This window comes from Caballeronia ptereochthonis (assembly GCF_001545075.1).
Classification (GTDB): Bacteria; Pseudomonadota; Gammaproteobacteria; order Burkholderiales; family Burkholderiaceae; genus Caballeronia; species Caballeronia ptereochthonis.
Window position 1 is genome coordinate 1 of record NZ_FCOB02000024.1, and the last position, 25,422, is coordinate 25,422.

The following is a 25,422-nucleotide window of genomic DNA, read 5'->3' on the forward strand; positions in this document are numbered from 1 at the left end:
CGCGATCTTCGCGAGCGAGCCGCCGAACTTGCCAACCGCTGTACGCGCGGCCGATACGATCACTACGTCAGTCATTTCAGTTTCCTTTTGGCAACGAATGTTAATGCGGTTCCGAACGGTTCGATGCGCTCTCGCGCACGGTCACGCGCCGCTCGTCAATCGCGCTCCAATACGTAACGGCCGGGCGCGGCTTCGATCGCCGGGTACGTCTTCGAACCCTGCGTCGCGCTCGGCTTGACCTGTTCGCCCGCGCTTTGCGCGAGCCATTCCGACCAGGTCGGCCACCAGCTGCCGGGATGCTCCGCTGCCGATTCGAACCATGCGTCGGCGCTCTCGGGCAAGCGCTCGTCGTTGCTGTCGATCATCCAGAAGCTGCGCTTGTTCTTCGACGGCGGATTGATCACGCCCGCGATGTGGCCCGACGCGCCAAGCACGAATTTCTGCGGACCGCTGAGAATCGGCGCGGACGCATACGCCGACTTCCACGGCACGATATGGTCCTCGCGCGAACCGTAGATGAACGTCGGCACAGTGAGGCGCGAGAGATCGATCTTCTCGCCGCACACCGTCAGCGCATTCGATTCCTTCAGCTTGTTCTCGAGATACGTGTTGCGCAGGTACCAGACGCACATCGGACCCGGCAGGTTGGTCGAATCGCTGTTCCAGAACAGCAGGTCGAACGCCTGCGGCGTGCGTCCTTTGAGGTAGTTGTCGACGACGTAGTTCCACACCAGATCGTTCGGGCGCAGATACGAGAACGTGTTGGCGAACTCGATGCCGCGCATGAGCCCCGCGGGCGCGCCGTTCTTGCCGCCGATCGCCTGCTCGCGCAACTGCACGTGCGCCTCGTCGACGAACACGTCGAGCACGCCCGTGTCGGAGAAGTCGAGCATCGAGGTGAGCAGCGTCATCGACGCGGCCGGCTCCTCGCCGCGCGCCGCCGCCACGGCCAGCGCCGTCGCCAGAATGGTCCCACCGATGCAGAAGCCCAGCGTGTTGATCTTGTCCTCGCCGCTGATCTCCCGCACGACGCCGATGGTCTCGAGCACGCCCTCTTCGACGTAGTCGTCCCAAGTCTTGTGCGCGATCGACTGATCCGCGTTGCGCCACGACAGGATGAACACCTGATGGCCCTGCTCGAGCGCATAGCGCACGAGCGAACTCTCCGGCGAAAGGTCGAGGATGTAAAACTTGTTGATGCACGGCGGCACGATCAGAAGCGGCCGCGCATACACCTTCGGCGCGAGCGGCTTGTACTGAATCAGCTGCACGAGCTCGTTCTCGTACACCACCGAGCCTTCCGTCGACGCGATGTTCTTGCCGACGAAGAAGCGCGATTCGTCCGATTGGGAAATCTTGCCGCGCTGCATGTCGTTCAGCAGATTCAGCATGCCCTGGCGCAGGCTCTCGCCCTTGCTTTCGATGAGCGCCTTCTGCGCAACGGGGTTGAGCGCGAGGAAGTTGCTCGGCGCGGCCGCGGCCGCCCATTGCTGCACCGTGAAGCGGATGCGTTCGCGCGTCTTCGGATCGCTCTGCACGGCGTCCGCGAGTTCCTGCAGATAGCGCGCGTTCAGCAGATACCACGCCGCCGTGAACGCATAGGCGGGCGTCGATTGCCATGCCGTGTCGGTGAAGCGCCGGTCCTTCAGCGCGGTCGGGTCGATGCTCTGCTCAGTCGCCTGCTTGAGCAACTCGGACGCGTCGCGCGAATAGTTGCTCTGCAACTCCTGAAGACGCTCGGGAGGAATCGCGGCGGTCGGAATCTTCGGCAGCGTGGGCAAGCCCTGCATCGCCGCGCCGAAGCCCGGCATGCTGCTCGCCAGCTTGGCGAACTCCGCGATGCCGTTCATCTTCGTGAAATCGGGCATTTGCGGCATCGCGCCCAGCGTCGGAAAGGCGGTTGGAAAAGCCGCCGGAAAACCGTTCGGAAAACCGTTGGTAAAGGCGGAAAACGCAGCGAATGGCGAAGCGGCGCCGCCGGCCGCCGCGTCATTCGCGGTATTCGTCTGTTGAGTGACTTTCGCCCATTGCGCGGGATCCGCAACGGCGCGCCACGCGTTCAGCCATTGATCGAACGCCTGCTGTACGCCAGTCGTGTCGGCAGATGCTTGAGCCGAGGTGCTGTCGGCGGTACGGGAGCGGGAAGATGAGGAAGAAGTTTTGGAAGCCATACCCGCTATTGACCTGTGAGTCTCGCAAGACTTGATTGCTAACGCAGGCATCGCCGGGCTTTGCTCGACCAGCGCGCAAGTGTTGGTGCGCCTTATGCGCGTGGCAAAGAATCAGCCTTGCTACGCCGTGCCCGATTGGATGAATTCCAGGAACATTCTTGCTCCAGGGTGTCAGGCATGTCAATGCTTCGTCCCGATTTTGCCGCACCGCGATATTTTTTTAATTATCGTTTTCCCCCATCCGAAATGTTGCATTCGCAGGGGGTTTCGTCATAGACAGGAAGCGGTTGTTGGGTACGACCCAACACTGCTACTGGCGGTCAATCAGCGAGCCAGATCATGGCCGCCATGCGGCCCGTGACGCGATCGCGCCGGTAGGAATAGAAGCGCTCTCGTTCCGTCACCGTGCAGTGCGTGCCGCCATGGATGCGCGCGGCATCCACGCCCAGATCGGCGAGACGTAGACGCGCGAGTGCGTAGATATCCGCGAAGTATTTGGCCGGCACGCCGCCGGCGGGCCTGAACGCCGCGACGGTCGCGTCGCGGTGGCTGGCGCGCGCCGCGGCGACGAACGCCTCGAGCACGTCCTCGCCGACCTCGAACGCCTCTGGCCCGATCGCCGGGCCGAGATACGCGTTGAGCCTCGATGCCGGTACGCCCGCGAGCGCCGCCACGCGCTCGCCCGTCTTTTCGACGATGCCGCCCGCAAGCCCGCGCCAGCCGGCATGCGCGGCGCCGATCGCGCGGCCGTCGTCGTCGCAGAAGAGCACGGGCAGGCAATCGGCCGTCATCACGATGCAGACGACGCCCGCGCGATCCGTCACGCTCGCGTCCGCGCGCGTGCGCTCGCCCTTTCCGAGCCGCTCGATGACCGCGTGCGCGTCCTCGACTTGCGTGCCGTGAATCTGCTCGAGCCAGGCGGCATTCCGCGTGTGCGTCAACGCGAGCGCGCGGCGGCGGTTTTCCGCGACGGCGTGCGGCGCATCGCCCGTCGACAGGCCGAGATTGAGACCGCCCGCGCCGGGCGCGCCGCCATCGTAGGGCGCCGCGCTCACGCCGCCCGCGCGCGTCGTGACGAATGCGCGCACGCGCGGCGAAACCTTCCATTGCGGCCAGAGACAGGCATTCGGATGCAGTGCGGCAGCTTGGTTCGTCATGCTTCGTCGTCCTCGTAATCTTCGTCGTCGTCCCAGTCTTCGCCGCCCTCTTCCATTTCATAGGCCTGCGCGAAGTCTTCGTCCTCGTCGAACTCGATTTCCTCGTCCTGTCCGAGCCCGAGCTCCGCCGCGAGCGTTGCGATGTCCTCCGGCACGTCCGCGCGCCAGTGCACCTCCTTGCCCGTCGCCGGATGAATCAGGCCGAGCCGCCATGCATGCAGCGCCTGGCGCGCGAAGCCGTTAGGCAACGGCGTGACCGAACGCTTGCCGCGCGCGCGTCCGTAGAGCGGATCGCCGAGCAGCGGATGCCCCGCGTGCGCGCAATGCACGCGAATCTGATGCGTGCGGCCGGTTTCCAGATCGCAATGGATCGCGCTGACCGGCTGGCCGTGCCACGTCGTGCGGTGGATGGTTCTGAAGTGCGTGCGCGCGGGCTTGCCCGCCGCACTCCGCACGACCGCCATGCGGGTGCGCTCGCGCGGATCGCGGCCGATCGGCGCGTCGATCGTGCCTTCGTCGGGCATGGTGCCCCACACGAACGCGACGTAGCGGCGCTTGACCGTGCGCGCCTGCAACTGGCGTACGAGGTCGGTCTGCGCTTCGAGCGTGCGCGCGACGACCATCAGCCCGGACGTTTCCTTGTCCAGCCGGTGCACGATGCCCGCGCGCGGCAGTCCGGCCGCCGCGTCGCCGTAACGATGCAGGAGACCGTTGAGCAGCGTGCCGCTCCAGTTGCCCGCGGCCGGATGCACGACCATGCCCGCGGGCTTGTTGATGACGACGAGCGTCTCGTCCTCATACACGATATGCAGCGGCACCGGCTCGGGCGTGAAGGCGAGCTGCTCGGGCAGGAGGTCGGGCACGAGCGTGATCGTCGCGCCGAGCGGCACCGGCTGGCGCACTTTCGCGCCGGCGCCGTCGACGCGCACGCGCCCTTCCTCGATCCAGCCCTGCAGGCGGCTGCGCGAGAATTCGGGGAAGATTTTCGCGAGCACCTTGTCGAGCCGGTCGCCCGCGAGTTCGTCAGGCACGCGCGCTTCGCGCGGGGCTTCCTGGCCCGCATCGCTCGCGCGGCTGGCGGCAGGCTTCGAATCGGCCGGCGCTGAGTCGTCGCCAGTGGCGCATGGGCTATAATCTTCAAGTTGGTCTTTGGTACGACGAGTACTTGAGCGGGTCATTTGAACGAGATTCGGCGGGTTATCCATCTACCTGGACAGGCTCGCGGGCGATAGTAGGGCGATAGTAAGACGATGCGCGATTCGCCGCGCTTGACCGTCACGCACCGCGAAACTGAGCGGCAGGAATCGGAAGCCGCGCCGGAAACACAGCTGGACACAGCGAGAATCAGCCAGGAACAGCAAGCACTGATGCGAGCCTTCAACACCATTCATCAATCGATGCGTCAATCGATCAAATATCTGGCGCTGGCCGCGAGCGTCGCCATCGTCACGGCCTGTCACGGCCTGCCCGAGAAGACCGACGAAACGGCAACTTGGAACAACAACAAATTATATACGGAGGCTCAGGACGCGCTATCCGGCAGCGACTGGGGCAAGTGCGCCAAGTACTTCGAAGCGCTCGAAGGCCGCGACCCGTTCGGCCATTTCGCGCAGCAGGCGCAGATCAACGTCGCGTACTGCAACTGGAAGGACAGCGAAACCGCCGCGGCCGACCAGGCCATCGACCGCTTCATCAAGCTGCACCCGGATCACCCCGAGATCGCCTACGCGTACTACCTGAAGGGCATGATCCACTTCAACGACGATCTCGGCCTCTTCGGCCGTTTTTCCGGACAGGACATGAGCGAGCGCGATCCCAAGTCGCTGCGCGAGTCCTATGACGCGTTCAAGGTCGTCGTCGACAAGTATCCGCAGAGCAAGTACGCGCCCGACGCCGCGCAGCGCATGCGCTATATCGTGAACGCGCTGGCGTCGCACGAAGTCCACGCGGCGGATTATTACTATCGCCGCGGCGCGTATGTGGCCGCGATCAACCGCGCGCAGCTCGCGATTCGCGAATACAAGAATGCGCCGGCGACGGAAGATGCGCTGCACATCATGATGCTGTCGTACGAGAGGCTCGATCAGCCGCAACTCGCCGACGACACCAAGCGCGTGCTCGCCGCGACGTTCCCGGACAGCCCGTATGTCACCGGCAAGCGCCGCCCGGGCACCGAAAAGGCCTGGTACCAGATCTGGTAAGCACAGCAGGAAAGCAAAACGGCCGGTTTCCTAACCGGCCATTTTTTATCGACGGAAAGTCTGGATTCCTTTTATTCGGCCAGTTCCGTCGCAGCGCTCGATGCATCGCTGAAGAACTCCCGCACCACTTCCAGTTCGCGCGTGCGCTTGAACGGCGGCAGGCTTTGCCAGATGCGTCGGCCATAAGGCTTCTCGACGAGCCGCGTGTCGCAGATCATCAGCACGCCGCGATCCGTCTCCGCGCGAATCAGACGTCCCGCGCCCTGCTTGAGGGTGATGACCGCCTGCGGTAGCTGATGCACGGCGAACGGGCTCAAGCCCTTCTTCGACAGCGCATCGAGTCGCGCGGCGAGCACGGGATCGTCGGGCGGCGCGAACGGCAGCTTGTCGATGACGACGAGCGACAGCGCATCGCCGCGCACGTCGACGCCTTCCCAGAAACTCTGGCTGCCCACGAGAATGGCATTGCCGTAGGCGCGAAAACGATCGAGCAACTCAGTACGGCTGGCGTCGCCCTGCACGAGCAGCGGATTGTCCCAGCCGCGCCGCTCGATCACGTCGCGCAGGCGCGTGGCGATGCGATCGACCGCGCGCAGCGTCGTGCACAGCACGAACACGCCCCCGCCCGACGCCTCGATCACCGGCAAGGCCGCTTCGAAGACGGCATCGGTGAATTGCGGCGAGGACGGCTGCGGCAGATTGCGCGGGACGTACAAAAGCCCTTGCGACGGATAGTCGAACGGGCTCGGCAAGGTCATCGAGCGGCGCGCGTTCAGGCCCATTTGCGCCGCGTAATGCGTGAAGTCGCCGCGCACGGACAACGTCGCGGAAGTGAAGATCCATGCACGCGGCACGCCCGCGCGCTGCTTCGCGAAGATCGGCGCGACCGAGAGCGGCGTCTCGTGCAATTGCACCGTGTGCGAGAACACTTCGATCCAGCGCACCATCTCGTTCGGCCCTTCCTTCGCGGCCTCGGTTGCGGCCTCCTCGTCTTCGACGACGGCGCGCTCGAGCGAGGTCGGCGGCGTCGTCCAGCCCGCGAGCAGATCCTGCAGCTCGCGCGCGCGGCGCACCAGCGCCTGCAGCGATTCAGCCCGCTCCGCGTGCGACGACAGCGCCGATGCGAGCGCCGCGAGATGCGTCTCCAGGGTGTCGAGCGCATCGAAGAGCGGATGGCCGTCGGGCAGCTGGCCGAGCGACAGACGCACCGAATCTTCCTTGAACACGAGCCGCAAGTCGCGCGCCGCGCGCTCGAGCGCGGCACCGAGCTTGGTCCAGTCGGCGGCGTCGCGCGCGTGCGAGAGGCCTTCGGCGACGGCATCCCGCGCGAGCTCGAGCAGCTGCGTGGTCGAGAGCGTCTCGCCGAAAAAGAGCGTGGCCGTCTCGGGCAACTGATGCGCCTCGTCGAAGATGATGGTGTTCGCCATCGGCAGCAGCTCGGCCATGCCGGTGTCGCGCAGCATCACGTCGGCGAAGAACAGATGATGATTCACCACGACGATGTCCGCCTGCTGCGCTTCCTTGCGCGCCTGCATGACGAAGCATTCCTTGTAGTGCGGGCATTCCTGGCCGAGACAGTTGTCGCGCGTGGACGTGACCATCGGCCAGACGGGGGAGTTCTCGGGCACGCTCGCGAGCTCGGCCTTGTCGCCGGTGCGCGTGATCTTCGCGAAACGGATGATCTCCTGCAGATGCGAGGTGTCCTGGCGCGTCGGCAGGCGGCCGTTGTCGGCGGTGCGCTCCAGGTAGTAATGGCACAGATAGTTCGCGCGGCCCTTGAGCATCGCGACCGACACCGGCACGGCGAGCGCATCCCGCACGGTGGGGATGTCGCGCTGGAAAAGCTGATCCTGCAGATGCTTCGTGCCCGTCGAAACGATGACCTTGCCGCCCCACAGCATGGCCGGGACGAGATACGCATAGGTCTTGCCGGTGCCGGTGCCCGCCTCGACGATCAGCGTATTTTCGCCGCCGTCGATCGCCGCCTTCGCCGTCGCGATGCCGATGTCGTCCGCCGCCTGCCCGTCGGGCCCATAAGGCTTGTCCGACGGGCCGAGCTTGCGCGCGGGGCGGCGCTGCGCCTCGAACATCGCGGGCTCGGGCATCGCGCGGCCGGATGCCTCCATGGCCGCCCCGACCGAGCGCGCCATTTCGATCTGCGAGGCGCGCGGCCGATAGCCGTCGATCGCGCGCGCAAGCAATCCTTGCGCGGAAAAGATGGCGTCGAGTTCGGCGCTGCGCTTGTCCGTCAGCGCGAGTGGCGTGTTGGCGTCATCGCCGGGTTGTGCGGGTGAGTTCAAGGCGTGCTAAATCCTGCGGGTTTCGGCGCGGCCGCCCGCGCGCAGCGCCGTCGCCGGCACGAGCCCGCGGCGGCGCGCGGCGTCAGTGCGCGTCCGAGTCCAGCTGCAATTGCAGCAGGAGTATGGTGTCTTTCACCTTGAGCTTGCGCTTCTTCAAGCGCCTCAGCTCCAGGTCGTCGATGCCGGATAGCTTGTCGATCAGCGTGTCCAGGCTGTGATGCTCTTCCTGCAATTGCGCGATGCGATCGCGGAGCAAAGCGGCATCCATGGTGGGTTGTCGGGGTGCGTTCAAGCGCTGCTGCATGCTCGCCTCCTTTCATCCTCTTCGCTGGGGCTCGCACCGCAAGCCCGACGGTCCTACTTACCTTGCTGCTGCTGTTGCTTCAACTGTTCCTGGCGCTGCTGCTCCTGCTGGGCCTGCTGCGCCTGCTGCGCCTGCTGCGCCTTTTCCTGCTGCTTTCTGGCGGCTTCCTTCTGACGCGCCTCGACTTCGGCGCGATGTTGCGCGGCATCCTGCTGCTTCTGCTCGTAGCGCTGCGCCTTTTCCTCGCGTTCCTGCGCATCCTGCACGCCACGGGCGCGCGCTTCGTCGAGCTTCTTCTGGTAATCCGCCTGCTTGCGATCGTACGCCGCCTGATTGGCCGCGCGCTGCGGCGCCTCGGCGTTGCGCTGCGCGGCAGCCAGCGCGTTCTGCCGCTGCTTGTCCTCGAAGGCCTGCTGGCTCGCCTTCTCGTTCGCGGCGCGCTGCGGCGCTTCCGCTTCGTATTGCGCCTGCTTGATCGCCGTCTGCTGGTCGCGTTGCTTCGCCCGTTCCGCGCGCTGCTGGTCGTCGAGCGCGAGCTGATCCTGACGGATCTGCTGGCGCGCCTCGCGCATTTCGTTGCGCGCGTTGTCGAGACAGTGGTTCACGAAGAACTTGCTGTAGCAGTCGTGCTGCTTCACGCCGAAGCGATAGTTGTTTTCCTCGGTGCGCCGGTCCAGCACCTTCTGGCGCTGGGCGAATTCGGCTTTCAGCGCATCGTCCGCGCTTGTTGCGGCCGATGCGCCCGAAGGCGCCGCATCATCGAGGGCACGCGCGCTCACGGACGTGCCGGGATTGATCGGCTTGGCGGATTGCGCGAGCGCATGATCCGGCGCGAACGCGGCCAGAGCGCACAGCAGCGACGCAGTCGCGGCCATCGGCACGAGGCGCGTGCCGCCTGCTCCTTTCGCCGCGCGGGCGTCAAAAAAAACCGGGCGGAAAGACGAGGCGTTGGGAAGGCGGAAGTTGGGCAAATGGATGAACGGCAACGTGATAAAGAATCAGGTGCGAAGCGGCTTTTGCGATGCCCAAATTCTATCACCGCGCGCCGGAGCGCTCCGTCATTTGTGGCAAAATGCCCGGCTCCAGCAACCCGGTTCGAAACCGGCTCGTCACGCGGCCACGCCGCCTTGCGAAAAGCGGCCGCGCCTCGCTCGCGCGAACCGGCGCACGCGGCGCGATTCTCGCCGGCGAGCCAGAGAACAGCGCAGAAACATGACGGAAACCGTAGCACTCAAGATCGTACAGCGCATCGCCACCGAACTCACCGTGCAGCCGCGCCAGGTCGCCGCCGCCGTGCAGCTTCTCGACGAAGGCTCGACTGTCCCGTTCATCGCCCGGTATCGCAAGGAAGTGACCGGCAATCTCGACGACACCCAGTTGCGCACGCTCGAGGAGCGATTGCTCTATCTGCGCGAACTCGAAGATCGCCGCGCCGCGATCCTTTCGAGCATCGAGGAGCAAGGCAAGCTGACCGACGAATTGCGTGGCGCCATCGAAGGCGCGGACAGCAAGCAGGTGCTCGAAGATCTCTATCTGCCGTACAAGCCCAAGCGCCGCACGCGCGCGCAGATCGCCCGCGAGGCCGGCCTCGAGCCGCTCGCGCAGGCGCTCCTCGCCGATCCCACGCTCGATCCGCAGACCGAAGCCGCGAAGTTCGTCGATGCGGAAAAAGGCGTCGCCGACACCAAGGCCGCGCTCGACGGCGCGCGCGACATCCTCTCCGAGCAGTTCGGCGAAACCGCGGAAATTCTCGGCAAGCTGCGCGACCATCTGTTCAATCAGGGGCTCGTCATGTCGAGCGTGGTCGACGGCAAGCAGGGCGAGGAAGGCGAGAAATTCCGCGATTACTACGAGTACAGCGAGACGATTCGCACCGTGCCGTCGCACCGTGCGCTCGCATTGTTCCGCGGCCGCAACGCCGGCGTGCTCTCCGTGAAGCTCGGCCTCGGCGAGGAACTCGATGCGCAGATCCCGCATCCGTGCGAAGCGATGATCGCGCAGCATTTCGGCATTGCCAACCGCGGCCGCGCCGCGGACAAATGGCTCTCCGACGTGTGCCGCTGGTGCTGGCGCGTGAAGGTGCAGCCGCATATCGAAACCGAGTTGCTCACGCAGTTGCGTGAAGAAGCCGAGCACGAGGCGATCCGCGTGTTCGCGCGCAATCTGAAGGACCTGCTGCTCGCCGCGCCCGCGGGCCCGAAGGCCGTGATCGGCCTCGATCCGGGCCTGCGCACCGGCGTGAAGGTCGCGGTCGTCGATCGCACCGGCAAGCTGCTCGCCACCGACACGATCTACCCGCACGAGCCGCGCCGCGACTGGGACGGCTCGATCGCGAAGCTCGCGCGTCTCGCGCGCGAGACGCAGGCCGAGCTCGTGTCGATCGGCAACGGCACCGCATCGCGCGAAACCGACAAGCTCGCGAGCGAGCTCATCGCGAAGCATCCGGATCTGAAGCTGCAGAAGATCGTCGTGTCGGAAGCGGGCGCATCCGTCTATTCGGCGTCGGAGCTCGCCGCGAAGGAGTTTCCCGAGCTCGACGTGTCGCTGCGCGGCGCGGTGTCGATCGCACGCCGTCTTCAGGACCCGCTCGCGGAGCTCGTCAAGATCGAGCCGAAAGCGATCGGCGTCGGCCAGTATCAGCACGACGTGAATCAGCGCGAGCTCGCGCGCTCGCTCGATGCGGTCGTCGAGGACTGCGTGAATGCCGTCGGCGTCGATGCGAACACGGCGTCCATCGCCCTGCTCGCGCGCGTGTCGGGGCTGAATGCGACGCTCGCACGCAATATCGTCGAGTATCGCGATGCCAACGGGCCGTTCCCGTCGCGCGAGCAGCTGAAGAAGGTGCCGCGTCTCGGCGACAAGACCTTCGAGCAGGCGGCCGGCTTTTTGCGCATCAACAACGGCGAGAATCCGCTGGATCGCTCGTCGGTGCATCCGGAGGCGTATCCGGTCGTCGAGCGCATTCTCGCGAAGATCAAAAAGCATATCGGCGACGTGCTCGGCAAGCGCGAGGCGTTGACGGGCCTCTCGCCCACCGAATTCGTCGATGACCGCTTCGGCCTGCCGACCGTGCGCGACATTCTCGCCGAACTGGAAAAGCCCGGCCGCGATCCGCGCCCCGAGTTCAAGACGGCGACGTTCAAGGAAGGCATCGAGAAGATTTCGGACCTGGTGCCCGGCATGATCCTCGAAGGCGTCGTGACGAACGTCGCGGCGTTCGGCGCGTTCGTCGATATCGGTGTGCATCAGGACGGCCTCGTGCACGTCTCGGCGATGTCCACGAAGTTCATCAAGGACCCGCACGAAGTGGTGAAGGCAGGTCAGGTCGTCAAGGTGAAGGTGCTGGAGACGGACGTGAAGCGCCAGCGCATCTCGCTCACCATGCGTCTCGACGACGACTTCGCCCCGGCTTCGTCGGGCGGCGCGGGTTCCCAATCGCGCGGCGGGCCGGACCGCCGCTCGGGCGGCGGGCGCGATGCGCGCGGCAATCAGCGGCGCGAGCCGGAACCGGCGGGCGCGATGGCTGCGGCGTTCGCAAAACTGAAACGCTGAGGCCGTACGCTTCAAGCAAAAAACCCCACGCCTTGACGTGGGGTTTTCTTTCTTCGAGACCGCTTCGGGCCGCGTCAGATCTCGATCTTCGTCCCGAGCTCGACGACGCGATTCGCCGGGATGCTGAAGAAGTCGGTCGGTTTCGCCGCGTTCTGGTGCATCCACGCGAACACGCGCTCGCGCCACACCGACATGCCCGGCAACTCCGTCGGCACGACCGTCTCGCGCGCCATGAAGAAGGACGTGTCCATCAGCTCGAAAGTCATCGCGTGCGTGCGCGTGATCTGCTCGAGCACGGCCTTCACATCCGGCGTCTCGTTGAAGCCATACGCCGCCTTGACGAGGAAAAGTCCGCCGCCGATGTCCTTCACTTCGAGACGATGCGCGTCGTCGACGTAAGGAATGTCGCGCGTGGCGAAGTTCATGAAGATGGTGCGCTCGTGCAGCACCTTGTTGTGCTTCAGGTTGTGCAGGAGACTCACGGGCACGAGCGAATCGCTGCCGGTGAGATAGATCGCCGTGCCCGACACGCGATGCGGCGGATGCGCGAGCAGGCCCTGCAGGAACGGCATCAACGGAATGCCGTCCGCGGCCGTGCGGTCCTTCACGATCATGCGGCCCTTGTACCACGTCATCAGCAGGAAGAAGAGCGCCCCGCCGATGCACAGCGGCAGCCAGCCGCCCTGCTCGATCTTCAGCAGGCTGGCGCCGAAGAAGCCGATGTCGATGGTGAGGAACACGGCGATCATGCCCCCGACGAGGAAGCGGTTCCAGCCCCACAGGTTCACCATCACGACGGAGACGAGAATGGTCGTCACGAGCATGGTCGCGGTGACGGCGAGGCCGTACGCGGCGGCCAGATTCTCCGAGCTCTTGAAGCCCACCACGATGCACAGGATGATGAACAGCAGCATCCAGTTGACGAGCGGAATATAGATCTGCCCGATCGCAAGATCCGACGTGTGCAGGATCTTCATGCGCGGCACATAGCCGAGCTGGATCGCCTGGCTCGTCAGCGAATACGCGCCCGAGATGACCGCCTGCGATGCGATCACGGTCGCGACCGTCGAGAGGATCACGAGCGGCAGCAAGGCCCAGTCGGGCGCGAGCAGGAAGAACGGGCTTTCGATCGCCTTGGGCGAATGCATCAGCAACGCGCCCTGACCGAAGTAGTTCAACAGCAGCGACGGCATCACGAGCCCGTACCAGCCGCAGCGAATCGGCTTGGCGCCGAAGTGGCCCATGTCCGCATACAGCGCTTCCGCGCCGGTCAGCACCAGCACGACCGAGCCGAGCACGATGTACGCCTGCAGCACGTGCTGCGCCATGAAGGAAATCGCGTAGTACGGATTGAGCGCGGCGATGATGCGCGGCTCCTTCACGATGTGCACGGCGCCCAGCACCGCGAGCGTCACGAACCACACGACCATGATCGGGCCGAAGAGCTTGCCGACCACCGCCGTGCCGTGGCGCTGAATCCAGAACAGCGCGACCAGGATGACCATCGTGATCGGCAGCACGTAGGGCGAGAGCTTGGGCGCCGCGATCTCGAGACCCTCGACCGCCGAGATCACCGACATCGCCGGCGTGATGACCGCGTCGCCGTAGAACATGCACGCGCCGAAGATGCCGAGCATCATCAGCACGCCCGACACCTTGCCCGACTCCTTCACGCTGCGCAGCGCGAGCGTCATCATGGCGAACACGCCGCCTTCGCCGTTGTTGTCGGCGCGCATGACGAACAGCACGTACTTGACGGCGACCACCATGACGATCGCCCAGAAGAGCAAGGAGATGACGCCGAGAATCGACGCTTCGGAAAGGCCGATGCCGTGCGATGGGCTAAAGGCTTCCTTCAATGAATAGAGAGGACTCGTGCCGATGTCGCCGAATACGACGCCGATGGCCGCGAGCGCAAGCGAGGGCAATGGCTGTTTATGCTCGTGCGCGTGAGTCGTGTTGGTCATAAAAGCGAAATATCCGTCCAGGGCGGAAAAAACCGAACGCCATTCTATCTAACGTCGCACGCCGGGGCGCCTTCTCGCATGTTGATCGAGCACCCCGAGAGACGCGAGTGAGAGTTTAGCATCGTGCCCCGCATGCGTCGGCAGGCACGCGCGCGATGTTTCGTTGCGCGCGGCCGTCAGACCGGGAAAAACAAAACGCCGTTGCATCCGGCGTCGTGCCAGGCGAACGGCGTATGTCCGGCGAAACGATCAGCGTCGCGGTTCAATCGCGTGAGTTTTGCATGCCGCGCTTGATCCATGCGCCGAGGTTGTGCGGACGCACCGTGTCCCACTCCTCGAAAGGCTGATGAATCCACGGGTTCGTTTCAAGGTATTGAACGTGATAGTCGGGCTTCACCTTCGAGCACGCCTTGTACCAGAGCACCGCGGAGCGCACCGCCGTGATCCCCGGATAACGATCCTTCAGATGTTCCTGCACGCGCGCGAGCGTCACGCCCGAATCGACCAGATCGTCCACCAGCAGCACGTTGCCGGAGAGATCGCCGCGCGTCATCGTGATGTACTGCGCGATGTCGAGCTCGCCCTGCTCCGTGCCCGCTGCCTCGCGGTACGAGCTCGTCGCGAGAATGGCGAGCGGCAGGTCGTAGATGCGCGAGAGCTGATCGCCGACGCGCAGGCCGCCGCGCGCGAGGCACAGGATCTTGTCGAACTTCCAGCCCGAATCGTGCACCTTCAGTGCGAGGAGTTCGATCAGCCGGTGGTATTCATCCCAGCCGACCCAGAGGTTCTTGTCGTCGTTGCGCGGGTCCGTCATCGCGATCATCGTAAGGCTCTTTCAAATGCTCAGGTTATATACGAAATGTGGCCGCAGGAGGCGGCCACATTCTTTACAGCGTCCGGTTCGGGTCGAGGCTCAGTGGAACTCAGACCTTGAACGGATGGCGCAGCAGGATGGTTTCGTCGCGATCGGGACCGGTCGACACCATGTCGATCGGCACGCCCGCCACTTCCTGCACGCGCGTGAGATACGCGCGCGCGTTCTCTGGCAGGCCATCCCATTGCGTGATGCCGATGGTGCTTTCCTTCCAGCCGCCGAAGGTCTCGTACACCGGCTCGCAACGCGCCACTTCCGATGCGCCGCGCGGCAGGATGTCGATCTGCTTGCCGTCGAGCATGTAGCCGACGCACAGCTTTACTTCGTCGAGGCCGTCGAGCACGTCGAGCTTCGTGATGCACAGGCCCGAGATGCCGTTGATCTGGATCGAGCGGCGCAGCGCCGCGGCATCGAGCCAGCCGGTGCGGCGCGGACGGCCGGTCACCGAGCCGAATTCCTTGCCGACGGTCGCGAGCGTGACGCCCACTTGTTCCTGGCGCTGCGGGTTATCCGCGTCGTACAGCTCGCTCGGGAACGGGCCGGAACCCACGCGCGTGCAATACGCCTTCGTGATGCCGAGGATGTAATTGAGCTTCTGCGGACCGAGGCCCGCGCCCGTCGTCGCCGCGCCGGCGACGCAGTTGCTCGACGTGACGAACGGATACGTGCCGTGGTCGACATCGAGCAGCGTGCCTTGCGCGCCTTCGAACAGCAGATTGCGGCCGGCGTGGTTTTCGTCGTAGAGACGGCGGGAGACGTCCGTGACCATCGGCGCGAGACGTTCGGCATAGCCGAGCATCGTGTCGAGCGTTTCCTGATAGTCGACGGCCTTCGCGCCAAGGTATTGCGTCAGCACGAAATTATGGAAATCGAGCGCTTCGCGCAGGCGTTGCTCGAACACCGGCTGGTCGAAGAGATCCTGCACGCGCAGGCCGCGACGGCCGACCTTGTCCTCATACGCCGGGCCGATGCCGCGGCCGGTCGTGCCGATCTTGCCCGCGCCGCGCTTGGCTTCGCGCGCCTGGTCGATGGCGACGTGATACGGAAGAATGAGCGTGGCGGCTTCGGAAATGAACAGGCGCTTCTGGACGTCGATGCCCGCCGCCTCCAGCTCGTCGATTTCCTTGAAGAGTGCTTCCGGCGACAACACGACGCCATTGCCGATGTAACAGGCGGTGCCCGCGCGCATAATGCCCGACGGAATGAGGCGCAGGATGGTCTTCTTGCCGCCGATGATGAGCGTGTGGCCGGCGTTGTGACCGCCCTGGAAGCGCACGACGCCCTGGGCGTGGTCCGTCAGCCAGTCGACGATCTTGCCCTTGCCCTCATCACCCCACTGGGTGCCCACCACGACGACGTTGCGCCCCGGGTTCACATTCACTGCACTGGCAGACATGTTGATTCGTTAGCTGGTTAAAAACGTATTTTACCTATGTTCGCGAAAGGTTCCGAGTTTTTCGGGCTGCGTTTCGCGTTTCCGTCACGTTCGCGCGATTGGAATGGGCTAATGAAAATCTCTTACCGATCAAGCGACTGTATCCGTTCCGGTCAGGCACGCGGCTCGACCGTCCACTTGCCGTCAAGCTCGACGAGCACGCGGTCGAACGCGAACTCGTCCAGATCGTGCTCGTGGCCGGGCAGCGCCTGGATGACCACTTCGCCCGCGTCGCGCAGCGCCAGAATCGCCGCGCGCAGCGGCTCGTCGTGCTTCCACGGCGCGAGGATCGCGCTGCCGCGCGCATCGACGGGAGAAATGCGCGCCACTTCGCGCAGATCGAGCGAGAAGCCCGTCGCGGGCCGCGCCCGACCGTACACGAGGCCCACGTCGTCGTAACGGCCGCCGCGCGCGACCGCATTCGGAACGCCGTCGACATAGGCTGAGAACATCACGCCGCTGTGATACGCGTAGCCGCGCAGGTCGGCGAGGTCGATCATCAGCTCGGCGCCTTCGACCTGGCCCGCGAGGAACGCGAGATCGTCGAGCGCGCGGGCGATCACCGGCAGATTCGGCAGACGGCCGCGCGCGATCTGCAGCACCGATGCATCGCCATAGAGCGAGGGCAGCGCGCGCAGCGCCTCGCGCGGCACCTGGCCGAGATGCGCGGTGAGTTCATGCAGGCGCGGCACGTCCTTGCTCGCGAGCGCGTCGTAGAGCGCCTCGCCGAGCGATGCCGCGGCGGGCTCCAGCTCCAGCAGCGCGGCGAGCACGCCCGCGTGGCACAGATCGAGGCGCACTTTCTTCAGACCGGCCAGATGCAGCGAATCGAGCATCAGCTGCTGGATCTCGAGATCCGCCTCCAAGCCCGCATGGCCGTAGATTTCCGCGCCGATCTGAATCTGCTCGCGCGTCGCATGCAGCCCGCGCGGGCGCGTGTGCAGCACGACGCCGGCGTAGCACAGGCGCGTCACGCCCTGGCGGTTCAGCAAGTGCGCGTCGATGCGCGAGACTTGCGGCGTGATGTCCGCGCGCAGGCCGAGCGTGCGCCCGGACAATTGATCGACGAGCTTGAAGGTGCGCAGGTCGAGGTCGCTTCCGCCGCCGGTCAGGAGCGATTCGAGATACTCGAGCATCGGCGGCATCACGAGTTCGTAGCCGTACGAACGGAAACGGTCGAGCAGGCGGCGGCGCAGCTCTTCGATCTTGCGGGCTTCCGACGGCAACACGTCGGCGATATTCTCGGGAAGTAACCAGGTGGACATCGATACGTTTCCTACGGGACGCGAGGCATTGCGCTTGCGGCGCGGCGTTCGCGGACTTCAACGGTCAGGGACGAAAGAATAAGGACAAGATAGGCGAAATGGTGCCGCGCTGCCCGGGCATCTCGATCATGTCGCGATCAGCAGCAGCATCAGACCGAGCACCATCGCGATCAATCCGCCGATGCGAATGTGGTGAATCGGCCGCTCCGCGATGCGGCGAAAGGTGTCGCGCCACGCGGTCGGAAACACGAAGGGAAACATGCCTTCGATGATCAGCATCAACGCAAGAGCGAGCAGTAACGTCTCGGCCATGTCCAAGGGAATGAAAGCGCGGCGCGTCCGGATGAGCCGGGGCGCGCCGCGCGGGCAGGATCAGCGCTTCGCCGCGGCGGCCGGCGTGTCCGGTGTGCCGCCATTCGGGCTCTTCATGAAGCGGAAGAATTCGCTGCTCGGGTCGACGACGATCACGTCGCCCGGCTTGAACGTCTTCTTATACGCTTCGAGGCTCTGATAGAACTGGTAGAACTGCGGATCGCGTCCGTACGCATCGGCCGCTATGGCCGCCGCCTTGCTGTCTCCTTCGCCCTTGATGGACTGCGCTTGGCTGTAGGCGTCGGCGAGAATCTGCTGCTGCTCGCGCTCCGCGTTCGCCTTGATCTTGTCCGCTTCCGCCGTGCCCTTCGCGCGCTCGTTCGCCGCCGCCTGCTGGCGCGCCGCGATCATGCGCTTGTAGACCGAATCGGCCACCGCCGACGGAAAGTCGATGCGCGTCATCTGCAGATCGACGAGCTGCACGCCGAACGCCTCGGCCGCGTCTTCCACGCTCTTCTGCGCCTCGCTCGCGAGCGCCTGCTGATTGGCAAGCGCGTCGGCGAGCGAACGCTTCGCGAAGCCGCTCGCGAGCCACGTGCGCGCGAGCGCGACGATGCGCTCCTCGGCCGTCTGGGTGTTCTTCTCGTTGCTCTCGAAGAGCTTGAGGGGATCGGCGACGCGATACTTGATCACCGTGTTCACCAGCACTTCGTTCTTGTCCTCCGTCGAGAAACGGTCGGAGCCGGATTCGTCGATGGTGAGCGTGCGCGTGTCGATGAGCGTGAGCGTCTGGAACGGCGGCGGCAGCTTGAAGTGCAGGCCGGGGCCTTCGAGCCGCGGGCTGCCTTCCCCGTGTGCGGCGACGACGGCGGCATGTCTTTCGTCGACGGTGAAGATCATCGAGGAGCCGATGAACAGCACGATGACGACTGCGACGACGAGCGCAATGATTCGATTCATGTTCGCGCCCCTTATTGCAGATCGTCTTGACGGCTGCGGGAGCGGAACGCGTCCCGCGAGCGCAGCGCATCGCCGCCGGCATTCGCGTGCGGCCCGCTTGCGGCGCTCGCCGGGCTGGCGGGCGCCGCTGCAGCAGGCGCCGCGCTCTGCGCGCGCGCCTGCTGTCCATCGGCCGTGGCAGGCGTCCCCGCGGCGGCCGCGCCGCTCGCGCCTTCCGCCGCGTCCTTCGCCTGCTGGCGATTTGCTTCGACTAGCTTGTCGAGCGGCAGATACACCACGGTGTTGCCGGCCCTGCTGTCCACGAAAACCTTCGTGGTGCGCGAATAGATCTGCTGCATCGTATCCAGGTACATGCGTTGGCGGATGACCGCGGGCGCCTTCGAGTATTCGGCGTAGACCTCCTTGAAGCGTTCGGCGTCGCCCTGTGCCTGCGTGACCTCGCGATTGCTGTAGGCCGTGGCCTCGTCGATCATCCTGGCCGCGTCGGCCTTCGCGCGCGGGAGCAGCTGATCGGCATAGGCCTGCGCGGTATCGCGGGCGCGCTCGTTGTCCTGGCGCACGCGCGATGCTTCCTCGAACGCCGACTGCACCTGCTGCGGCACCTGCACGCTCTGCACCGCGACGCCCGTCACCTGCAGGCCGGTGCGATAGGTGTCGAGCGAGCGCTGAATCGACTCGGCCAGGCGCGAACGCAGCGCCTCGCGATCCTTGTAGAGGATGTCGTCCGTCTTGAGGCCGCCCGCGATCTCGCGGATCGCGGCTTGCGCGGCCTGCACGACGCTCTGGTCGGGATCGAGATTGCGGAAGAGGAAGTCGGTCGGCGACTTGATCTGATATTGCACGGCAAAGCGCACGTCGATGATGTCCGCCTCGCTCGTGAGGAGCGACGCATCGCGCACGTTACCCTGCGAGAGCGCCGTGCCGCGCCCCACTTCGACCGAGCGGATCTGCGAGGTATCGACGATTTCGTTCGACTGGAACGGATACGGCAGACGCCAGTGAATGCCCTGCGCGACCGTCTGACGATACTTGCCGAACTGCGAGATGACGCCGACATGGCCGTCCTGCACGACGAACACACCGCTGCCGAGATAAATGGCGATCAGCACGCCGATGATGATCCCGAGGCCGATCCTGGTGCCGCGGCCGTTGTCGCGCGGCCCGCCGTTGCCGGGCTTGCGCCCGAAGACGCCGGCGATGCGGCGGTTGAATTCGTGCCACATCTCGTCGAGATCGGGCGGACCTTCGTCCTTGCCGTTGGGACGCTTGCGGTCCTGCGGACGCTTCGTGTCGTTCTTCACGCCATTGCCGTCGCCCCGCCCCCAGCGCGGATCGTTGATCGAAAAGACGGCATGTTCGCGTTGCCGGTTAGTCCGCTCGTTGTAGTCGTTCACTCGGTGATTCACCATTAGACAGCCGGGTCGATGCGGGTCGCTCCAGTTCCGAGCGGATCAGTGTCCGTGCTCGGGAACCTTGTGATCGTCACGCTCGACGGCAGGCCGCTGGTCCTCGGGCTGCGCGTTCGTGTCGTATATGGCGCTAGACCCGGACTGCGTGGATTGCTTGGCTTCTGACGCCTCGTGCGGCCCCGTGAATTCGGCGAGCACGCTGGGTAGGCCCGCATCGGTTTCTTCGGTGTCCGCCGCGGCGATTTCGGCAATGGCAGCGCGCAACGCATCGAGCCCCTGACCCGTGCGAGCGCTCAGAAAGACGCGCGAAATATTACCATACTCATCCCTTTCAACCGCCTCGCCGCGGGCCGCGAGCTCGGGCACCGCATCGATCTTGTTGAAGACGAGAATTTGGCGGATCGAATCCGCGCCGATGCCGCGCAAAACCTCGTTCACCTGATCGATCTGATCGAGGCGCACGGCACTCGACGCATCGACGACGTGCAGCAGCAGGTCGGCGTGAATGGTTTCCTCGAGCGTCGCGCGGAAAGCCGCGACCAGCTGGTGCGGCAATTCGCGAATGAACCCGACCGTATCCGAGACGACCACGTGCCCCGCTTCCTCGCCGAGGAACACGCGGCGCGAAGTGGTGTCGAGCGTCGCGAACAACTGGTCCGCGGCATACGCCTGCGCCTTTGTGAGCGCGTTGAAGAGCGTGGACTTGCCGGCGTTCGTATAGCCGACCAGCGACACCGACATCGTGCGGTTGCGCACGCGCTGACGCCGCTGCGTGCCGTGCTGGCGGCGCAGCTTGTCGAGCCGTATCTTGAGTGCCTTGATGCGCTCGCCGATCAGGCGGCGATCGGTTTCGAGCTGCGTCTCGCCGGGGCCGCGCAGGCCGATACCGCCCTTCTGACGTTCGAGGTGAGTCCACGCGCGAATAAGGCGCGTCGACAGATATTGCAGCTGCGCGAGCTCGACCTGCAGCTTGCCTTCGTGACTGCGGGCGCGCTGCGCGAAGATATCGAGAATGAGGCTCGTGCGATCGACCACGCGGCGATTCAGCGCCACCTCGAGGTTGCGCTGCTGCGCGGGCGCGAGCGCGTGATTGAAGATGACGAGTTCGACGTCGTTCGCTTCACACTGAAGGCGCAACTCCTCGACCTTGCCGCTGCCGATGAACATCTTGGCATCGGGGCTCGAGCGGCGGCCGGTGAGCGTGACGGCGGGATGGGCGCCCGCACTTTGTGCGAGCAGGCTGAGTTCTTCCAGACTGGCTTCGAAATCGATCTTGCCGAAGTCGATGCCGACGAGCGCTGCGTTGATCAAATTGATATGTTGGTTTTTGAAGCGACCGGCGAGTTGCTTAATGTTTGCTTAGGAATGGCAAAAACGCGCCGGCCGCGACGAGGTTTAGGACGATTCAGCGTCCGGGTGGAAATTCACCGGACGAGCAGGCACGACCGTCGAAATGGCGTGCTTATAGACCATCTGTGTGACCGTATTTCGGAGCAACACGACGTACTGGTCGAACGATTCGATGTTCCCTTGAAGCTTGATGCCGTTGACCAAATAGATCGACACCGGCACGTGCTCTTTACGCAGTGCGTTCAAAAACGGGTCTTGTAACAATTGCCCTTTGTTGCTCATAGCAAACTCCGTGTTTTTTTGCAGGTTGGAAGTATTGTGGACGAAGAAAAAGAGATCCGCCGACAATCGCTACACTATAGCTGATTTTCGCTGTTTTACGTTTTCGGCACCCGCTCGGCCAAATGGGTAAACCATGGGCCGACGGCACCGAAACGCCGGGCTTCACGCGGCTCTCATTCCTTGTCCGCGTAAGGGTTTCGGCTCGACCGAAACTCTATGCGCAGTGGAGTGCCAACGAGTCCAAAAGTTTCCCGAAAGCGTCCTTCCAGATAACGTTTGTAGGTGTCCGTGACCGCGTCGAGCGCGTTGCCGTGCACGACGATGATCGGCGGATTCTGTCCGCCCTGGTGCGCATAGCGCAGCTTCGGACGCACCGGGCCGCGGCGGCGCGGCTGCTGGAATTCCACCGCATCGATGAGCGCGCGCGTGAGCTTCGGCGTCGGCAGCTTGGCCATTGCGGCGGCGTAGGCTTCGTCGACCGACTTCATCAACGCGCCGATGCCAGTCTTCTCCAGCGCCGAGACGTAATGGAATTTAGCAAAGTCCAAAAACTTGAGCTTGCGCGTGAGATCGGCCTTGGTGCGCTCGCGCACATGCGAATCCAGTCCGTCCCACTTGTTCACGCCGACCACGAGCGCACGGCCCTGCTCCACCACGAAGCCCGCGATGTGCGCATCCTGCTCCGAGATGTCCTGCTGCGCATCGAGCAGGAGGATCACGACGTTGGCGTCCGCGATCGACTGCAGCGTCTTCACCACCGAGAACTTCTCGATGGCCTCGAACACCTTGCCGCGCCGGCGCAGGCCGGCCGTGTCGATCAGGGTGTATTTGCGGCCTTGGCGCTCGAAATCAACATAGATCGAATCGCGCGTCGTGCCGGGCATGTCGAACGCGATCACGCGCTCCTCGCCGATCAGCGCGTTCACGAGCGTCGACTTGCCGACGTTCGGACGCCCGACGATCGCGATCTTGATGCCGTGCTGCGCCTTCTCTTCCTCGCTCTCCTCCGGCTGATCGGCATAGGCGATGTCGAGCGCGTCGTTGATCATCTCGACGACGCCGTCGCCGTGCGCGGCCGAGATCGCGCGCGGATCGCCCAGTCCGAGCTCAAAGAAGTCCGACGCAACGGCCGTGTACTTCATGCCTTCGGCCTTGTTCACGACGAGAAAGAGCGGCCGGCCGGTCTTGCGCAGATAGTCGGCGATCGCCTTGTCCTGCGGGGCCAGACCGTTGCGTCCGTCGACGATGAACACGACGATATCGGCCTCTTCGACCGCCTGGCGCGTCTGGCGCGCCATCTCGTGCAGGATGCCGTCCTTCGCGACCGGCTCGAAGCCGCCCGTGTCCACGACGAGATACGGACGCTCACCGCCGACGCGGCCTTCACCGTAGTGGCGGTCGCGCGTCAGGCCCGGCAGGTCGGCGACGAGCGCGTCGCGCGAGCGCGTGAGCCGGTTGAAAAGAGTCGATTTCCCCACATTGGGGCGCCCGACGAGGGCAATCACGGGTTTCATCTGATGTTGTTCAAGGTTGAACGCAAGGCGGACACGGTACGCGCGGTTCAAACGTCTGGTTGCGTTCCGCTACGCCGCGCAAAGGCTGCGCTTGTCGAAAATTAGCATGGATTCGGCTTGCCGCACGCGAGGCGCGTCGATGGACCAGGCCTTGGGCGTTCGTTCGCCGGGTTTGCCTCTTCGGAGGCCGTTTATCGCGCGGCGACATCGCGCGCGCTTCGTTCTTGCGACCCTGCTATTGCGTGCGGGTTCTGTCGGGTGCGCGCGCCGCGCACCGCTTCTTTCTCGTGCGGCTCGTCGTGGCGAGCCTGCCGCGCCGTCGAATCGACGGCGCGCTTGCAAATCGATGGCCGGGAAAGGCCTTACGCTTCTCCCGGCCGGGTTCGGCTTCAGTTGCTCGGACGGAAACCGTAGAGATCGCCGTCATGCGTCTGCACGACGAGCGTATCGCCCGCCAACACGGGCGCCGCAGTGATCGCGCTGCCGTCGGTCGGCGCGCGGCCGACCAGTTCGCCGTTCTCCGTGTTGAGGAAATGCACGAAGCCCTTGTAGTCGCCGACCACGACGGCGCGCCCGAGGATGAACGGCACGCTGACGCTGCGGTTCTTGAGCGTCTCCGACTTCCAGAGCGGCGAGCCGTCGGATGCGCGGAACGCGTTGACGACCGACCAGTCGTCGCCCGCCGCGACGACCTGCTCGCTCTGCGCGAGACCGCTGTCGCTCGAGAAGTTCTTTTCCCACACCGGCTGGCCCGTGTTGGCGTCGAAGCAGCCGATGCGGCCCTGGAACGTCACCGCGCAGGTCTGCGCGCCGACGAGGCCCGGCGCACCGGTCACGTCATTGATGCGCTCGACTTCGGTCACGCCCTTCGGATACGACACCGGCGCCTGCCAGTAGGCGTCGCCCGTCTGCAGGTTGATCGCGGCGAACGCGCCGCCCGGGAAGCCCGCGAGCACCGCCTGATTGCCGGCGAAGGTCATGCCCGCCGACACGCGCAGGTTCAGCGGCACGGCGCGCAGTTGGAAGACCCACTTCTGCTCGCCGGTCTGCGCGTTGAAGGCGACGACCTTGCCGTCGATCGTGCGCACGATCACGAGGTCATTGCCGACGAGCGGCGGCGAGATGATCTCGCCCGGCGCCGTGGCCGTCCACAGCAGCTTGCCGTCGGACCCGAGCACATCGACCTGGCCTTTCAGTCCGCCCACGGCCGTGAGATTGCCGTCGCTGCCGACGCCCGCCGAGAGATCGTCCTTGAGCTTGATGCGCCAGACGTCCTGGCCGGTCTTCGCGTCGATCTTCGCGACGGAGCCGTTCGCGCCCGCGGCGTAGACGTAGTCGCCCACCGCGACCGGCGAGAACAGATAGCGGCCCGCCTTGCCGACGCTCGCCTTCCACGCCTGATTGACGTTCAGCACCGGCTTGAAGTCCGCGAGCGGTGTCGGCACGCGGCGTTCATCCTTGGTCGACGAGCAGGCGGCCAACAAGACGGTCATCGCGCAGGCGAGCGGCACGGCGTAGCGTTTCAAAAGAGTCATCGGTGGACGCAACATGGATGGTTAAATTCGGTTGATCGGTGCGCGCGCCGCCTCGCATGAGCGAGGTTCGGCGCGGCGGCTTGATTGAGCTATGGCTGTATCGGCAAGACGATGATGCGGATCAGCCGCCCAGCGCATCGAGCTTGAACTGGATCAGCTGACGCGCGGACGTATCGTTCGCGGGCAGCGTGTCGAGCGCCACCTTGTAGGCCGCGCGCGCGTCGTCGCGCTTGCCTTGCGCGGCAAGCAGATCGCCACGCCGATCCGCGATGACACCCTTGAACGCGTCGAGCGGAGCATCCGCAAGAAGCTTGAGGCCCGCATCGTAGTTCTTCTCGTCGAGGAGAACGAGCGCGAGACGCAGCTTCGCGATCTGCTTGTATTCGTCGTCCTTCGCGTGGTCGATCGCCCATTGCAGCTGAGCCTTCGCGCCGGCCGTATTGCCCGCCGTATACAGCGACTTCGCCGCCGCGAGCGCGCCCATCTGCGCATAGGCCGTGCCGCCGAACTTGTCTTCCATGTCCGCCGCGACGCGCGAGACCAGCGCCTGGTCGTTGCCGTTCACCGCCTGCTGAAGGTGGTCGTACAGCACGGAAGCTTCGGCCGCCTGACGACGCTGCCAGAAGTTCCAGCCGTTGTAGCCGGCCGCGATGACGAGCGCCACAAGCACGATCCAGGTCGTGGCGTTACCCCATTTGGCCCACCAGGCCTTTACGCTTTCAATCGATTCTTGTTCGTCGTGATAGCTCATCGTCCAGCTATTCCTTCCTGCGTTTCATTACCCTCAAACGAGCGCCGTGCGCGATGCCGGGTCTTCAGACCCCGACCGATGCG

21 protein-coding genes are annotated in these 25,422 nt (G+C 64.9%); 3 read left to right on the forward strand and 18 right to left on the reverse strand.

The window, feature by feature from the left end; translation table 11 throughout:
• Window positions 1–155: 155 nt before the first annotated feature.
• Window positions 156–1,850, reverse strand: a complete 1,695-nt coding sequence (gene phaC, locus AWB83_RS23860) for a class I poly(R)-hydroxyalkanoic acid synthase (RefSeq protein ID WP_244197860.1) — start codon at window positions 1,848–1,850, stop codon at window positions 156–158.
• Here phaC and AWB83_RS37335 point away from each other — a divergent pair.
• Window positions 1,840–2,013 (forward strand): hypothetical protein, encoded by a 174-nt coding sequence (locus AWB83_RS37335; protein WP_244197861.1) that lies wholly within the window; start codon window positions 1,840–1,842, stop codon window positions 2,011–2,013. The two genes, phaC and AWB83_RS37335, sit on opposite strands and share 11 nt — an antisense overlap.
• A 478-nt stretch (window positions 2,014–2,491) precedes the next feature.
• Here AWB83_RS37335 and pgeF read toward each other — a convergent pair whose 3' ends face one another.
• Both pgeF and AWB83_RS23870 read right to left on the reverse strand, forming a co-directional pair.
• Window positions 2,492–3,328 carry a peptidoglycan editing factor PgeF gene (gene pgeF / locus AWB83_RS23865; protein ID WP_087048097.1) on the reverse strand — a complete coding sequence of 279 codons (837 nt, stop codon included), beginning with the start codon at window positions 3,326–3,328 and terminating at the stop codon, window positions 2,492–2,494.
• Complete coding sequence (locus AWB83_RS23870) at window positions 3,325–4,506, reverse strand: RluA family pseudouridine synthase (protein ID WP_374729133.1); 1,182 nt, start codon at window positions 4,504–4,506, stop codon at window positions 3,325–3,327. The genes pgeF and AWB83_RS23870 overlap by 4 nt, the downstream gene beginning before the upstream one ends.
• Window positions 4,507–4,695: 189 nt before the next feature.
• Between AWB83_RS23870 and AWB83_RS23875 the strand changes: the two genes are divergently transcribed.
• A complete protein-coding gene (locus AWB83_RS23875; protein WP_087048178.1) occupies window positions 4,696–5,529 on the forward strand; it encodes an outer membrane protein assembly factor BamD in 834 nt (277 codons plus the stop codon).
• A gap of 71 nt (window positions 5,530–5,600) precedes the next feature.
• On the opposite strand, the gene yoaA is transcribed toward AWB83_RS23875, so the two are convergent.
• The 3 genes from yoaA to AWB83_RS23890 all read right to left on the reverse strand — a co-directional run bounded on the left by yoaA (window position 5,601) and on the right by AWB83_RS23890 (window position 9,008).
• The gene (gene yoaA / locus AWB83_RS23880; protein WP_087048099.1) at window positions 5,601–7,829 is read right to left on the reverse strand and encodes a DNA repair helicase YoaA; all 2,229 of its coding nucleotides are present in this window, start codon (window positions 7,827–7,829) and stop codon (window positions 5,601–5,603) included.
• An 82-nt stretch (window positions 7,830–7,911) separates the two neighbouring features.
• Window positions 7,912–8,097, reverse strand: a complete 186-nt coding sequence (locus AWB83_RS23885) for a DUF465 domain-containing protein (RefSeq protein WP_050327114.1) — start codon at window positions 8,095–8,097, stop codon at window positions 7,912–7,914.
• Window positions 8,098–8,186: 89 nt separating this feature from the next.
• Window positions 8,187–9,008: a flotillin family protein gene (locus tag AWB83_RS23890; RefSeq protein ID WP_087048179.1), complete on the reverse strand. Its 822-nt coding sequence runs from the start codon at window positions 9,006–9,008 to the stop codon at window positions 8,187–8,189.
• 337 nt (window positions 9,009–9,345) lie between these two features.
• Here AWB83_RS23890 and AWB83_RS23895 point away from each other — a divergent pair, with 337 nt between their 5' ends.
• Entirely contained in the window at window positions 9,346–11,685 is a 2,340-nt protein-coding gene (locus tag AWB83_RS23895; RefSeq protein ID WP_087048100.1) for a Tex family protein, read from the forward strand.
• A 74-nt stretch (window positions 11,686–11,759) separates the two neighbouring features.
• Here the strand turns inward: AWB83_RS23895 and AWB83_RS23900 are convergent, their stop codons facing one another.
• From AWB83_RS23900 to AWB83_RS23955, 12 genes are all read right to left on the reverse strand, one after another.
• Entirely contained in the window at window positions 11,760–13,652 is a 1,893-nt protein-coding gene (locus AWB83_RS23900; RefSeq protein ID WP_087048101.1) for a potassium transporter Kup, read from the reverse strand.
• Window positions 13,653–13,914: 262 nt separating this feature from the next.
• Entirely contained in the window at window positions 13,915–14,475 is a 561-nt protein-coding gene (locus AWB83_RS23905) for a phosphoribosyltransferase (RefSeq protein ID WP_087048102.1), read from the reverse strand.
• 100 nt (window positions 14,476–14,575) lie between these two features.
• Entirely contained in the window at window positions 14,576–15,922 is a 1,347-nt protein-coding gene (locus AWB83_RS23910) for an adenylosuccinate synthase (protein WP_087048103.1), read from the reverse strand.
• Window positions 15,923–16,074: 152 nt separating this feature from the next.
• Window positions 16,075–17,226 (reverse strand): ATP phosphoribosyltransferase regulatory subunit, encoded by a 1,152-nt coding sequence (locus AWB83_RS23915; RefSeq protein WP_087048104.1) that lies wholly within the window; start codon window positions 17,224–17,226, stop codon window positions 16,075–16,077.
• Between the two features lie 126 nt (window positions 17,227–17,352).
• Window positions 17,353–17,544, reverse strand: a complete 192-nt coding sequence (locus AWB83_RS23920; RefSeq protein WP_087048105.1) for a DUF2065 domain-containing protein — start codon at window positions 17,542–17,544, stop codon at window positions 17,353–17,355.
• A 54-nt stretch (window positions 17,545–17,598) separates the two neighbouring features.
• A complete protein-coding gene (gene hflC / locus AWB83_RS23925; protein ID WP_087048106.1) occupies window positions 17,599–18,498 on the reverse strand; it encodes a protease modulator HflC in 900 nt (299 codons plus the stop codon).
• 11 nt (window positions 18,499–18,509) lie between these two features.
• Complete coding sequence (gene hflK / locus AWB83_RS23930; protein ID WP_087048180.1) at window positions 18,510–19,892, reverse strand: FtsH protease activity modulator HflK; 1,383 nt, start codon at window positions 19,890–19,892, stop codon at window positions 18,510–18,512.
• A 57-nt stretch (window positions 19,893–19,949) separates the two neighbouring features.
• Window positions 19,950–21,218 (reverse strand): GTPase HflX, encoded by a 1,269-nt coding sequence (gene hflX / locus AWB83_RS23935; protein ID WP_087048107.1) that lies wholly within the window; start codon window positions 21,216–21,218, stop codon window positions 19,950–19,952.
• A gap of 84 nt (window positions 21,219–21,302) precedes the next feature.
• Window positions 21,303–21,539, reverse strand: coding sequence for an RNA chaperone Hfq (gene hfq / locus AWB83_RS23940; protein ID WP_006999489.1), 237 nt, complete (start codon window positions 21,537–21,539; stop codon window positions 21,303–21,305).
• A gap of 173 nt (window positions 21,540–21,712) precedes the next feature.
• Complete coding sequence (gene der / locus AWB83_RS23945; protein WP_087048108.1) at window positions 21,713–23,053, reverse strand: ribosome biogenesis GTPase Der; 1,341 nt, start codon at window positions 23,051–23,053, stop codon at window positions 21,713–21,715.
• Between the two features lie 389 nt (window positions 23,054–23,442).
• On the reverse strand, window positions 23,443–24,588 hold the full coding sequence (bamB, locus tag AWB83_RS23950; protein ID WP_087048109.1) for an outer membrane protein assembly factor BamB: 1,146 nt from the start codon (window positions 24,586–24,588) through the stop codon (window positions 23,443–23,445).
• Window positions 24,589–24,709: 121 nt separating this feature from the next.
• The gene (locus AWB83_RS23955) at window positions 24,710–25,339 is read right to left on the reverse strand and encodes a tetratricopeptide repeat protein (RefSeq protein WP_087048110.1); all 630 of its coding nucleotides are present in this window, start codon (window positions 25,337–25,339) and stop codon (window positions 24,710–24,712) included.
• Between the last annotated feature and the right edge of the window lie 83 nt (window positions 25,340–25,422).